8 protein-coding genes, 3 tRNA genes and 1 pseudogene are annotated in these 13,869 nt (G+C 50.3%); 1 reads left to right on the forward strand and 11 read right to left on the reverse strand.

The features are described 5' to 3' along the window. Positions 1–203: 203 nt before the first annotated feature. From mzaE to mzaA, 5 genes are read right to left on the reverse strand one after another with little or no spacing between them, the layout of a single operon-like run. Complete coding sequence (gene mzaE / locus D9597_RS17040; RefSeq protein ID WP_130223581.1) at positions 204–2,000, reverse strand: MZA anti-phage system associated AIPR family protein MzaE; 1,797 nt, start codon at positions 1,998–2,000, stop codon at positions 204–206. Further along, positions 1,987–3,015, reverse strand: a complete 1,029-nt coding sequence (gene mzaD, locus D9597_RS17045; protein WP_130223583.1) for an MZA anti-phage system associated PD-(D/E)XK motif protein MzaD — start codon at positions 3,013–3,015, stop codon at positions 1,987–1,989. The genes mzaE and mzaD overlap by 14 nt, the downstream gene beginning before the upstream one ends. After that, positions 2,999–5,857 (reverse strand): MZA anti-phage system associated Z1 domain-containing protein MzaC, encoded by a 2,859-nt coding sequence (mzaC, locus tag D9597_RS17050; RefSeq protein ID WP_130223585.1) that lies wholly within the window; start codon positions 5,855–5,857, stop codon positions 2,999–3,001. The genes mzaD and mzaC overlap by 17 nt, the downstream gene beginning before the upstream one ends. After that, positions 5,854–7,356 (reverse strand): MZA anti-phage system associated ATPase MzaB, encoded by a 1,503-nt coding sequence (mzaB, locus tag D9597_RS17055; RefSeq protein WP_130223587.1) that lies wholly within the window; start codon positions 7,354–7,356, stop codon positions 5,854–5,856. The genes mzaC and mzaB overlap by 4 nt, the downstream gene beginning before the upstream one ends. After that, positions 7,353–9,395, reverse strand: a complete 2,043-nt coding sequence (mzaA, locus tag D9597_RS17060) for an MZA anti-phage system associated sigma-70 family RNA polymerase sigma factor MzaA (protein ID WP_130223589.1) — start codon at positions 9,393–9,395, stop codon at positions 7,353–7,355. Before mzaA ends, mzaB begins: the two co-directional genes overlap by 4 nt. Positions 9,396–9,721: 326 nt before the next feature. Between mzaA and D9597_RS23345 the strand changes: the two are divergent. After that, positions 9,722–10,092 (forward strand): annotated as a pseudogene (locus D9597_RS23345) (hypothetical protein); the annotation flags it as partial. A gap of 122 nt (positions 10,093–10,214) precedes the next feature. On the opposite strand, the gene D9597_RS17070 reads toward D9597_RS23345, so the two are convergent. From D9597_RS17070 to uvrY, 6 genes are all read right to left on the reverse strand, one after another. Continuing rightward, positions 10,215–10,301: transfer RNA gene (locus D9597_RS17070), tRNA-Leu, on the reverse strand. 11 nt (positions 10,302–10,312) lie between these two features. Next, positions 10,313–10,386 (reverse strand) — tRNA-Cys (locus D9597_RS17075). Between the two features lie 54 nt (positions 10,387–10,440). Beyond that, positions 10,441–10,516, reverse strand: a tRNA-Gly gene (locus D9597_RS17080). A gap of 151 nt (positions 10,517–10,667) precedes the next feature. Continuing rightward, positions 10,668–11,216 (reverse strand): CDP-diacylglycerol--glycerol-3-phosphate 3-phosphatidyltransferase, encoded by a 549-nt coding sequence (gene pgsA, locus D9597_RS17085; protein WP_001160187.1) that lies wholly within the window; start codon positions 11,214–11,216, stop codon positions 10,668–10,670. 56 nt (positions 11,217–11,272) lie between these two features. Further along, positions 11,273–13,105, reverse strand: a complete 1,833-nt coding sequence (gene uvrC / locus D9597_RS17090) for an excinuclease ABC subunit UvrC (protein ID WP_130223591.1) — start codon at positions 13,103–13,105, stop codon at positions 11,273–11,275. Further along, positions 13,102–13,758 carry a UvrY/SirA/GacA family response regulator transcription factor gene (gene uvrY, locus D9597_RS17095; RefSeq protein ID WP_064529316.1) on the reverse strand — a complete coding sequence of 219 codons (657 nt, stop codon included), beginning with the start codon at positions 13,756–13,758 and terminating at the stop codon, positions 13,102–13,104. Before uvrY ends, uvrC begins: the two co-directional genes overlap by 4 nt. Positions 13,759–13,869 lie beyond the last annotated feature (111 nt).

Here is a 13,869-nt window from a genome sequence, read left to right on the forward strand (position 1 = left end):
CTGGCAGTAAATAGATAGGCATGGATAATGTTGTGCACAGGAACAGCTCAGGAGAACAGTTTCCTGCCTGAGAATATTTTAAAGAAAGATGATGTGTAATCTGAGTCTTCAACTAAGAAAAAGTTCGGTTTATTCAACAAAGCCCCGCAGCGAGCAACCCATAATACACACGCAGGGCTTCAATAATGAACTCAGTGGACAATTTAACTACTCATGTGATCTTCCATTTTTTCAAGTACGGAGAAATAGATTTTACTGCGCACATACTCCCAGCATTCAGGTTTCTTCGCCCACTCCGAAATCATCCTGCCATTCGCGGATTCAGCCAGAAGACTATTCACCCGATAGGCTAAGCTGACAAGGCGGTTCCCCATCGTTTTATCAATGCCTTGTTGATTCCAGATCTCTGCCAGATCCGTTTGGTTGCCATAAAGATGTGAATAGGCGGCCACCGTATAGGCGGCGATATTCGCCTTAAATGCTGGGAAAAGTGAATTAATCAGCTTATAGGCTTTCTTATAAATAATGGCCTGCGCGATGTAATTTTTAAAACTCTCAATGTTCAATTCATTCCCATAACGCTCAGTATCCTTGTCGATCATCGTCATTAATGCGGCAAAGTTCTTCTGTCCGCCAAGGCTGACTAAATCCGGACGCTGGAGCCAGGCACAGTGATATTTTGCGAAATCCGTTTTCGTTATTCGACGAGAGGGAGGTATCGCGTCTTTTAGCCGTTTGATTCCAGCGGGTGTTTTACCTTCCCGTTCCAGCATAACCTTATAACTGCCGTTCGCTCGCTCGTAAAACCAACGGCTGTATCCGTCCGGGCAATACACTGTGTTTGCCATTTTTTCCAGCTGTACATGTACCGGTCGATTGGCTGACAGATCGGAAATATTGACTTTGTTCTGGCTATTCGAGAAGCGCGAAATATCCGCAATTAGCATCTCCTCTTGTGCATTATTCGTCTGTTTCAGCACAATGACTTTTGCGGGTACACGCACGTTACGCAGATTGGTTGCCGGAAATTTCTTTTTGGTGAAAAACATGGAAGCCGTAGTCTGCCCACCGTTGACAATCTGCATCCCCTGCATCCACGCAATACCGGGGCCACCTCCCGGCGCTTCACCAAGCCTGACCTGATCAGCAACAATCACAATGCCGTTGTTATAAGCCATAAAACGCTCAGGCTGCTCACGTAAAGTGTCGCGAATCCCCTTGTTGACTTTCCCCGTCTGGCTCAAAAATGAGCGAACGTTCGCTTCCAGAATCCGGTTGCCATATTTTTCATAGATAAATCGCAGCGTCTCGCCCGGAACCACCGTCAGCGCATAATCGTACTCACCCATTTCATCCGGGATCCAGACGCAGGGGAGTGCGCCACCCGCTACCTCATCAAAATTAACCTGCAGTTCGTCGCGTGGCTTACCCTCCTGCCAGTGGTTGAACAGGCGGACAATGTCCATAACCTCTAATTTAATAGTTTTACCGGCCACGTCTCGGGACTGATACCATCGGGTTTTCACCTGACCATCAGTCAGAACATAGATTCTGATTTGCTCCAGTTCCGTATACGACTGTTCGATGGTCGTCACCAGTTGCCAGGCATCATTGGATTGATCGAGCGTGGATGATAATTTACCGTCAACGCACTTCTGCAAAAATTGAATGCAGTGACCGGCAATCGCTTTTGTCTCAGCATCCGGGACGTGACAAAGCTCGTCGCTACCGTGATAAATACTGACAAAAAGGTCAAGTTGATCGCCATCTTCTGAGAAGGCATAACCGCTGAGACGCACATTGTGTCCACTGACTTTCGCCATAAAGTGACACGTCTCAGCATCGTCGAATGTCATGCCGATCTCGGCCATATGACGCATAACAATATCGGTAAAAATCAGCTCCGGAAAAGGCGACTCTACCCCAGGCTGCGCCATTTGATCCTGATATTCCTTGCGAATCTCATTCTGGGTTTGACGTAAAAAATCAATAAGTTCCATGTGGTAATCCTGCAAAGTCTGACAAGCAATGGTTAAAATTTTGAGCCTGGGGAATAAGTGTCTGGAGTTCGAGTTGATAGCACGCACTCACCACCGGCAACGGGACATTGGCATGCGTCAAAGAGGGAAAATCCGCTTCAATGGGGAGTGCGAACGCCTCTGTCAGCAAGAAATGACGTGTATAGAATTCAGCATGTTCAGTGAAATATCCGACGTGACAAAGCGATCCCTCAAAAAGACAGGTCGCCGGAGCGTTTCCCTCAAACCGCTGACGAAGACGGTGAATGAGGTGATTCAGGGTCGCGCCGGTAGGATGCTCGCTGAAGCGCAAACCGCATAACATGAGCGAGCCAGGTCGCTGCCAGTCCAGTTGTTCCAGAGCGTGGATGGTTACGCAAAAACCCTGCTCTGCAGTGGTGCTTTTTACCTCAATGGCGCGTTCATCGAGTTCAAAATCCTGTAGGCCATGCTGCGGGCCTACCCATGCTTCGACTGCCGTTGACGACGCAAGACCGCTCTCGATCAACCGCTCCAGACACGTCAATTCCCCGATTAACCCCACTTCTTCTTCGTGGCTGAGTGGACGGGTATCGCGTTCCATAAACGCCTGCCATAAACGAATCCGACGAAGCAGGGTTTCAAATAGACGCGGTTCAGAAACGTTCAGGAGCGAATGGAGAATATCCAGAATCATCGTCGTAAAAACATCCGCATTCCCCGTTTGCTGGCGACGGATCATCAAACCGTTCTGCCGCCCCTCCTCTGTTCCAGTCATCTCAACGCGAAATCCTTTACAGGACGGCAGCGCCGTCGACCCCGGCGAAAGAGGATGAGGAAACACGGCAATCAGCATTTCTTCATTATCAGGCTGACGACGTCCGGCATGAAAGTTACAACCCTGGTGTGTAAAAAGCCGAATCCCGCGCCAGCCCTGAGCGCCGTGCTGTTCGTCTATCTGAGATCGGTCTAAGGCTTTCCAGGCCGCCAGCAGATCATCTTTACTCAGCCGCACCATACTCTTGCTCCCACAGTACGTTGTTCACTTTGTACTCCACCGTTACCCCACTGCTACTTCCCGGAAAACTGATGCCAAAAGCCACCACAGGCAAGGCATCATCCTGATATTCCGCTGGCGACAATGCCTGTTGCGGGTCCAGTAAGTAAATGAGCAGTAGCCCTTTTTGACGCTGTGCCGGGATGTCGTTTATGCCAAATCCTTTAATCCGACGCAGTACTACGCCACCAGGAATGACGGGCTCCTCTCGCCCTTCATTGCGTCCGGGATCAGCATGAAAAATACGCCGCGTTTCTGCCAGCGCGGCAAGCCAGGTCGATTCATCGCAGTCAATCCCTTCATCGCGTGGGGAAAGTAAACGGCCAATGGAATAGCGGTCAGTGACCCCCTCAGACGTTTTACGCATCATAAGCGGGACCGGGAAGCCACAGACATCATGATGACGATCGACGCCCCCCCCAATAACCGCCACCGTCCATTGGGTAAGTTCATCGACACGATTCATCCGCACAATGAAATCCGCCAGCAGTTTGCTGTTGGCCTTCCTGGCCTGAGTGTGGGTTTCATATTCCGATAAGAAATCAATGATCGGCTCGGGAGAGACGTTTTGCCAAATGACCCCTTTCCATTTTTCAATCTTCTCTCCGCGCCGTCTCTCAGGTATCGGCGCACCAGCGCCGACGCGCCCGGTCAGATGCTGGAAGGCCGCATAGTTACGCTTGTGGTACTCCGGCTCTTTAAACAACGAAATCGTTTCGACCACCGTGCCACTGAAAGAGAGCCATAGTGAGCGCGCGCTACGCATTTTTAAGGGGGATGTCACCATTAACACCGGGTGTGATTTCACTTTTAGCCCAAAATCACGTGGGGTTCCGCCGCTGGCAACCATATTGTCAAACTCTTCTCTCAGCTCTTCCGATGCATCCGCAATGTGCTCAAACCATTCAATCAGCTCATCGGTGGTATAAAGCCGGCATACATCCAGATATCCCTGGCGATAACCAAACCAACGTCCCATCTGCATTAACGTGTCATACATGCGGGAGGCGCGTAAAAAATAACTGGTGCATAATCCCTCAAGCGTTAGCCCTCGAGCCAGTTTGTCTCCGCCAATCGCAATGACTTTTAAACCTGTCGCACTGTCCGAATAATCAAGCGCATCCTTCGCCGTTCCGTTTATCATTCTTACCGACACGTTTTCGATCACGGTATATAGCTTGTCGACGATCTCCCGCCACTCAAAGGCGTCGTCCGGAAACTGCTGCGGCATAACGTCGCGGATCACCTGACTCGTCGGCAAAAAATCGGCCTGCCAGAGTGACTCAAGCTGATGTAAAAAAGGTTCGTGTCCAATCTTTCGCGTCAGTCGCTGCCTCACGTCCTGAATGTAGGCATCAATATTTTCATAAACAACCGATTGCACTTTATTGAAGCGGGTCACATGGACCAGCATCGAACTGTGTTTTTCTCCCTGACCACGTAATTCTCTGACACAGCACGCCAGCAAAAAGCTATCGATGGCGTGTTTTAACGAGTCCGGGAAATGAGTTAGCGTATCCAGTGTGGGATAGTGCGAGCTCTTATGAGAAACCGGCATCCACCCTCTTTTTCCGTCATCGCTGCAATGATCGCTCACCCGCCTGATCAAAGGCAGTTCACCGGTCCGCCCTTCCGCGGCGGCCCGCCCAAATACCCTCGCAGGGCCGATGTAGTTAGAGGGAGCGCCGAGATTAATGATAAAGGCGGAAGGGAACAAATCCGGGCCTTCATCACGCGTTTCATTGCTCTCGTGAATAAAAATATTGGCAAAGGGCGTGGCGGTATAGCCGACATACGCCTTTCGGCTGAACTGCATCAACAGCTTACGAATCAGGCTATTGATTGCCGTTGGCTGATGTTCAGCATCCGGTTTTCCATCGTCATCGTAGACGATTTCCCCTGTATCAACTGAGGCGTTATCCGCTTCATCATCAATCATCAGCAACGGTAATTCCGAAACAAAACGCTTTCCGGTGACGGGATCAACGCTGGTGGCTACATGGTTTTCAATCCAGGTATGCAGACGTTTCAAAATAGACTTATTTTTCTTTACCACGAACAGCCAGGGCCGTTGCTCGGGGCTGATTCCCAGATTCTTAGCCACTCCGGCACTGAAGTCGCCCTTTTCAGATCGGTTGGTGACATAATTGGGACGAATGACAGGATCGCTATCAATATCGCCCACCCCAATGATGGTCACTTTTTCTCTGAGTGGACTTGTCTCGTAACCAAGAAATCCTTCATCAAGACGCATTTGGGTCTGCGATCGAAGGTTATTATGCAAACCAGCGAGCACAATGATTATCTTATATCCCGCATCCGCGGCTTTACAGATTAGACCGGTATAGTGGCTGGTTTTCCCCGACTGAACATGGCCGACCACCAGTCCACGCCGGTCCCAGCGCCCTTCCCGCCCCGGTTGCTCAAGTAATCCAAGAACACGATCCGTTGAACGGTCCAGGGTATCCAGGACTCCCCAGGGCATCGTTTTGCCAAGCCACTGGCGATATCGATGCCAGTAGCGCCATTCGCGTTTCGCATCAGCGGTCAACCAGGGTTGATGGCCTTCGTCATTACTCAGAGAAGAATCTTCCCCCATCCAGATGCTGTAACGGCGGATCAACTCTTCGACCAGAATCTCACGGCTATCAAGGCTGCTCCACTCAGGTTTCATCTGACAAACCATATCAATATGTTGGCGCAGAATACCGGGCGTGATCGTGCTTTTATCCTGACTTTGCAGGAACGTTTGCACAATCTGCAATACGCTCAGCTGCGTGTCATCCAGGGGATTAAGACTCATAGCGATTTCTCATGTTGATCGTCGGGGAGTTGTGCAATTAATTCGGGATAATTATCGAAGGGTTCCATATTTTGCAGGTGCTGTTTCGCCAGCGCTGGTGACATCGCCTGCTGTCCAACCATAGTCTGGTACATGACCTGCAATACGGACAACACCTCTGCGGGCGGTGCGGTTTCAAAGCCTGTTCGCGGCGTCTCTTTTGTCTCAGCCGTATCAAGCCAGATTTGCTGAACAGGAACGGTTTCCTCAATCAGTCTTAGCATGGCCTGAATTTGTGGGGATAATTCACCAGCCAGGGAAAGGACATTGCTGATGACAGGATGTTGTAACGAAATCTGGTAACGAACACCGGATTGCGTCTTCTGAGCTTGCCAGAGATGAACGAGTTCCTCCCCGGGCTTGCGCTTATTCATTTTCCCGCGTTTTGCAAATGTCCTTACCGCACGATCGCGTGTTGATTGCGCCAGTTGGGATAACCAGGGACGCAGCGAAACCGGCGGGCGCGCCATCGACTTACGAATATCAATCTTCCAGTCTATGTCGGCATCATTAGGGATATCCAGACGGATCCGCGCAAGGCGGTGGGTTTCATCTTTCGTCCAGGCCCGGGGGCTACCGAGTCCAAGCCAGTTGCCCGCGACCAGCAATCGCTCATTCCGATATACATAGAATCCTTGCTGAGCCGTCCATCCTGCCGGTCCTTGAGCCTGTTGATACTCCTGCGTCGTCAGATGATCCTGATGCGGCAGAACATGACACTCCACCTTCACGGCAGGAGCACCTGGCGCCATTGCCAAAGGCGAATGCCAGGGCTTGGAAGGATGCCCGCTGAGAAAGGGATCCCAGGCTTTAATTTTGCGACCATTAAGGGTGAGAGTGAGCCGGGGAGAGTGCCCCTCAAGGAATCGGTGAAATACCATCGCCAGATGTTGTTCAACGCCATCCATCAGATTGAGGAAATCTTTCTCACCGTAACCGGGTGTGACAATTCGGTCTAAAACTTCCCACAGCACTAGCGTACCCTGGGAGTCAGGTTCCGCATTTGCTAACGCATCCTGACTTCCTGGGTCAGCACCTTCAAGCAAATACCAACCGTCGTCCGTACTGGCGGCGAGAATGTCCAGATCCCACCGCAGGACAGTCGTTATCCCCTCTTTTTTGGAGGAGACAGTCAGACGGCGACATTGCGAAAAGGAGGCGGTTTTGAGTCCAAGACCGAAGCGGCCCAGATCGTGTCCCGGGCGCTTTGTCAGCGGGTTTTTGACACCCAGCCGCATCGCAACATCCAGTTCAGCGGCCGACATGCCGCAACCATTATCCCGAACCACGATATAGCTATCCGACTCACGCCAGTGAAAGGTCAGATCGACCTTACGAGCACCGGCACTAATACTGTTGTCGATGATATCAGCCAGTGCGGTGGCGGTGTTGTAACCGAGTCCCCGCAGCGCTTCGATCATAATAGCTGCATTCGGTGGCGCATGGCGCATGGTCGTCATTCTTCTTCTTCCTGCATCTCGCTCAACGCGGTTTCCCATTGTTCGACAAAGCCGCCTAATTTCGACGCCCGGCTGTGATAGCGGAGCTTACGGAGCGCTTTGGCTTCTATCTGACGTATCCTTTCTCGCGTGACATCAAACTGTTTACCCACCTCTTCCAGCGTGAAATCTTGCGTCATACCGATACCAAAACGCATTTTTATGATCTGTGCTTCGCGTGGCAACAGCGTATCCAGAACCGATGAAATATGTTCTCTTAGCTCCAGAGACTGAACAGGAGCACTGGTGAAATCCCTTCTGGTCAACAGCACGTCTCCCGACAGGTCCTGGGCGTCATCATGAAAATCACCAATCAGCACCGTCTGTTCTTCATATTTAGCCATCTGAAGAAGTTGACGCTCTGACAGGTCGGTCATTTCCTGCAACTGTCTAAGGAGGGGCGTTATCCCCTGGCGATGCAGCAGCTGATCCCGACTGCTCCGCCAGCGTCTGAATTGATCATAGAAGTGAACGGGTAAACGAATGAGCTGCGCCTGATCGGCAATCGCACGGGTGATTTTCTGGCGGATCCACCAGGAGGCATAGGTGGAGAATTTAAATCCACGCCGATAGTCGAATTTTTCAACTGCCTTGATCAAACCCAAATTACCTTCCTGGATCAGGTCCTCAATATCTAATCCTCGCCCGCAGTGTTTTTTCGCAATCGCGACTACAAGACGTAAATTGGCGTGGATTAATCCCTCCCATGCGTCTCTGTAATTACTGACATACAGACTCACTTTAAGGCATTCATCAGGGATGAGCTTTTGGGCGCGCTCGACTATCTGTTGCAGGTCTGCGTACTCCGGGCGGGGGATATGATTATCCTGGTACTCTTCTGCTTTCCCACTTCTAAGCAGAAAGAGCAGATCGTTAAAGCTGATGGCGTCATCGTAATCGTCATCGGCTGCGGAAGAGATCTCCTCATCCGCTTCTTCCTCGTAGTCTTCCTCTTCAGTTTTCTCAGGCGCTGGCGGCGGAAGGCGATACGGATGCAGCAACTGAAGATATTCTGCTTCGGGTAATCCCGCCAGGATCGTCATCAAATTGATAAGCGCCGTATCCATGCGCTGCCCGAATCGCTCTTCCTTTGTTTTATCGACAACATCCCATTGCCGAATGTCCACAAGATAACGTTCAAATATACCGGGCTGCCGCAATGCCCCGAAAGCGTCAAACCAGGGCTCGAGATCATCACTCGCCGCTAATTCCCCACAGGCGTCACTTTCCGGAAAAGTATCATCGCCATCCACAATCGTCGGTAAGTCCCTAATCAATGCCTCTACGCTGAGCCGGAATTCAGACCACGGCATACCGAAATCCTCTTCCCCGGCATGCCGGATGTCACGCACAGAGACACGACCGGTATCCAGTGCGCCGGTGAGCAACGTTGAGAGACAAGGGTAATTTTGCGGGGAGTGAGAAACTGGTGTCGGTGGATCAGGGAGGGTGAGTTCGATATCGCTCCACTCTGCAGAGTCATCTTTCGGGCGATAGTGTGATAATAATTGCTGAGCCTTCGCGGAAGCTTGTCGTAATGTCAGATTATCTTCGGCGGGTTCCGATTCGACTTCAGCATCCCATTGCATAAAATCCATTGCGGCTTCGGTTTCGGGAGGCTCTGTTTCAACGTCAACATCTGATTCGGCTTTGGCTTCAATTTCAACTGGCTCCCCTGCAGGTTGCTGCCCGGCAGGCGAAGGAGATTGTCGATAACGGGCCAACAGATCGCGCAACGTTTGCTCCTGCGCGAGGTCACTGGCACACAACCCGAGGTCGTTTCGATGTTCTACATCGACACCCTCGCACAACAACATTTCGCAAATAGCGAAATGACCATTCTGGGCTGCGATCATCAATGGGCTATTTCCCAGAGAATCTCGTGAATCTTTCGGCAATCCCCTGCTGAGATGAAACTCCACTACGGAGGAGACTCCGCTTTTTAGCGCCCGAATAAGTAAAGGGGGAATGCGATAAAACTCAGAAATAGTGCGATGCATGTTGACCGTCTTTCCTTGTAAACCACATCCGCGGAATTGAGATCTATCTTATAGGGAGAAATTTGAATTTGGTACTGTATATATAAGTTATATGTCATTTTTGGTGATCCTCATCGCCAATTGGGCATTGATGAAAAAATTGAGCTTTTGCTGAGCTGTAGGGCCAGTTAAAGCATTTGCTGACAACACATGCAGTCACGTAGCAAACCCGAAGTTCAGAACCACCAACTGGCACACCTACAAAAAACGCCCTTATTAACCGTTGCTCAATAACTTTCAGGCTGGATGACGAGGCTATTTAGGTCTGGTATGAGTGTATTGGTTTACTGAATTTGGCAGCTGAAACCAGGAAAGACTACACAAAATATTCCGGAAAAGTTCTGCCTGTCTTCGGGAAGATCGCCCCGGATAAAATCAAACCTGAACATATTCGGCGCTATATGGAACTACCGGAGGCAAGTACACCCGTGATGGTTTTAATTCTCGTTGGCGTGATGTCAAAGCGGCAGCACAGGAAAAATATCCTCATCTGCAAATAGACTTCACATTTCATGATCTGAAAGCAAAAGGTATCTCTGATCTGGAAGGCAGCCTGGAAGAGAAGCAAGCAATTTCCGGGCATAAGAACCCACGACAGACAGCTGCCTATGACCGGAAAGTTAAAGTAGTGCCCGTAGTTGGTGGCCAGAGAAAATGAATGATGATGCGTCCAGAGATCTTCGGACGCATCTTCGGAAATGAAAAAGAAAATACAAAAAAACCACCCGAAGGTGGTTTCACGACACTGCTTATTGCTTTGATTTTATTCTTATTTTCCCATGGTACCCGGAGCGGGACTTGAACCCGCACAGCGCGAACGCCGAGGGATTTTAAATCCCTTGTGTCTACCGATTCCACCATCCGGGCTCGGGAAAAATTGGAGGCGCGTTCCGGAGTCGAACCGGACTAGACGGATTTGCAATCCGCTACATAACCGCTTTGTTAACGCGCCAAATTCTTCAGGCTTTTCAGCCAGACACCCGCTTAATGCCGATGCCTTTTAAACTGGAGCGGGAAACGAGACTCGAACTCGCGACCCCGACCTTGGCAAGGTCGTGCTCTACCAACTGAGCTATTCCCGCAATCATCAAGCAATCAGCTAATCACTTGATTTTATTATCGTCTGGCAATCAGTGCCGCCGTTCGATGCGTTGCATTCTACTTACCTGACGCGTTGAGTCAACGATATTTTTCACCACTTTTGATCGTTTGCTGAAATTTGCGTCGAAACGATCACTGATCAAGCAAATCTGCGCGAGCAGCGCTCAAATATTGCAACATTGACCAGAGTGTCAGCACCGCAGCCACAAAGAAAAGAGCAATACCGGCGTACTCAACCCAAATATTCGGGCGCCACAGCAACCAGGCCAGCGCGACCATCTGGGCAGTCGTTTTGACTTTACCAATCCAGGATACGGCCACACTGCTACGTTTACCGAGTTCAGCCATCCATTCACGCAGAGCAGAAATGATAATTTCACGGGCAATCATCGTTGCCGCCGGTAAGGTCACCCACCAGCTATGATAATGCTCGGTTACCAGCACCATGGCGATGGCGACAAGCACTTTGTCTGCTACTGGATCAAGGAAGGCACCAAAACGGGTACTCTGGTTCCAGCGACGCGCCAGAAAACCATCGAACCAGTCAGTCACCGCCGCGACGCAGAAAATGAGCGCGGCAGCAAACGGCGACCAGGTAACAGGTAGATAAAAAACCAATACAAAGAATGGGATAAGGATGACACGGAACAGTGTGAGCAACGTAGGGATATTAAATTGCATAATGACGGGTAACTATCTGTTGTCAGTAAGATTACCCCTATGTTGCTACAGAGACATCAATGTTTCAACGACCAGAAGATCTTTTCTGCCAGACCTTGCGAAATACCCGGCACTTTTGCAATTTCTTCGACGCTGGCGTTACGTAAACCTTGCAAACCGCCCATATATTTCAACAACATTTGCCGACGTTTTGGCCCGACGCCTTCAATGGTTTCCAGGGTGCTGGTATTTTTGACCTTCGCCCGTTTTTTGCGATGTCCGCCAATCGCATGATCGTGTGATTCATCGCGAATATGCTGGATGACGTGCAACGCAGGCGAATCTGGCGGTAAGCTAAAGCCCTCGCCTTCAGGCTCGAAGAACAATGTTTCCAGCCCAGCCTTACGGTCGGCCCCTTTGGCAACGCCAAGTAACAACGGATGGTTTTTATCCCAGGGGACGTCCAGCTCGGCGAAGACATTTTTCGCCTGCGCAAGTTGTCCTTTGCCACCATCAATCAGGATCACGTCCGGAATCTTACTGTCATCGATGGCTTTACCATAACGCCGACGCAGCACCTGATTCATCGCCGCATAATCATCGCCCGGCGTAATGCCATTGATGTTATAGCGCCGATACTCCGCACGCAGTGGGCCATTAGCATCAAACACCACGCACGAGGCAACGGTTTGTTCGCCCATCGTATGGCTGATATCGAAACATTCCATCCGTTTCACTTCCGGCAATTTCAACACGCTGGCAAGCGCTGTCAGTCGCTGATGAACGGTTGATTGCTGCGAAAGTTTGGTGGTTAACGCTGTTGCTGCATTCGTCCGCGCCAGTTTCAGGTAACGCGCCCTGTCGCCACGCGGTTTGGTCTGAATGTTAATCTTGCGCCCCGCCAGTTCTGATAATGAATCGGCGAGCAGCGTTTTATCGCTAAGATTAAAATCGAGCAGGATCTCTCCCGGGAGAGTGCGCATCTGGCTGCCCTGTAAATAGAACTGACCAACAAAGGTTTCCACTACTTCGCCCAGTTCCGTACCGCCCGGCACCTTCGGGAAATAGCTACGACTACCGAGCACTTTGCCCTGACGAATAAACAAAACATGGACACATGCCATGCCAGCATCGAACGCCACGCCAATAACATCAAGGTCGTCGCCCGTATTAGAGACAAATTGTTTTTCGGTGACGCGTCGCACCGCCTGAATTTGGTCGCGAATACGTGCCGCCTCTTCAAACTCCAGATTCTGGCTGGCTGTTTCCATGCGGCTAATCAGTTGCTTAAGCACCTGATCGTCTTTACCCAATAAAAACAGGCGCACATATTCAACCTGCTGGGCATACTCTTCTTCGCTAACCAACCGGGCCACGCACGGCCCAAGACAGCGCCCTATCTGGTATTGCAGACATGGACGCGAGCGATTGCGATAAACGCTATTTTCGCACTGTCGAATGGGGAAAATCTTTTGCAACAACGCCAGAGTTTCACGCACCGCATAACCATTCGGGAACGGGCCGAAATACTCTCCCTTGGCGTGCTTCGCACCGCGATGCATCGCCAGACGTGGATGTGTATCGCCACTGAGGAAGATAAAGGGGTAAGATTTGTCGTCGCGTAACAAAACGTTGTAACGCGGCTGATAGAGTTTGATGTAGTTGTGTTCCAGCAATAATGCTTCGGTTTCAGTATGAGTCACCGTGACATCGATTTGCTGGATCTGGGCGACCAACGCTTCCGTTTTGCGCGAAGCGAGATTGCTACGGAAATAGCTTGAAAGCCGTTTTTTCAGGTCTTTCGCTTTACCGACATAAATAACCGTACCACCAGCATCATACATGCGATATACGCCCGGCTGGCTGGTGACGGTTTTTAAAAACGCTTTTGCGTCAAACTGAACACTCACTGACTTGTTAACGTCTCCGCATTACACAGACCATGGCGAATAGCCAGGTGAGTCAGCTCAACATCGCCATGAATGTTTAATTTACTGAACATACGGTAGCGATAGCTGTTCACCGTTTTCGGGCTGAGATTAAGCTGTTCTGAAATCTCATTGACCTTCTGGCCTTTGGTAATCATCAGCATAATCTGCAATTCGCGTTCAGACAAACTGGCAAATGGGCTTTCTGTTTTTTCTGGTTCGATCTGGCTTAACGCCATTTGTTGCGCAATGTCAGAAGCAATATAACGCTGCCCAGAATAGACAGAACGAATCGCGCTCACCACCTCCTGCGGGGCCGCACCTTTGCTTAGATAGCCCGCAGCGCCAGCCTGCATAACTTTTGCTGGTAAAGGGTTTTCGGTGTGAACCGTAAGCATGATGATTTTGACATCTGCGGTTGAACGGGCGATTTTACGCGTCGCCTCAAGGCCGCCAATGCCAGGCATACTCATGTCCATTAGCACCACGTCGACGGAATTTGCCCGGCACCACTTAACGGCATCTTCACCACAGGAAGCCTCACCAACGACTTTAATACCCTTTATATCTTCCAGAATGCGTCGTATCCCTGCGCGCACCAGTTCGTGGTCATCAACAAGTAGAACGTTGATCAAAGGAATATCTCCAGAAATAGGGATAACGCTACTGATAGTTAGTCATCCGTATATTAGCGGGTTTTATTGCAACTTTGAAACGTTAAAAATGGTGGGTATTCGATTTTTCTC

The organism is Escherichia sp. E13S3, from assembly GCF_004212325.1.
Taxonomy (GTDB): Bacteria; Pseudomonadota; Gammaproteobacteria; order Enterobacterales; family Enterobacteriaceae; genus Escherichia.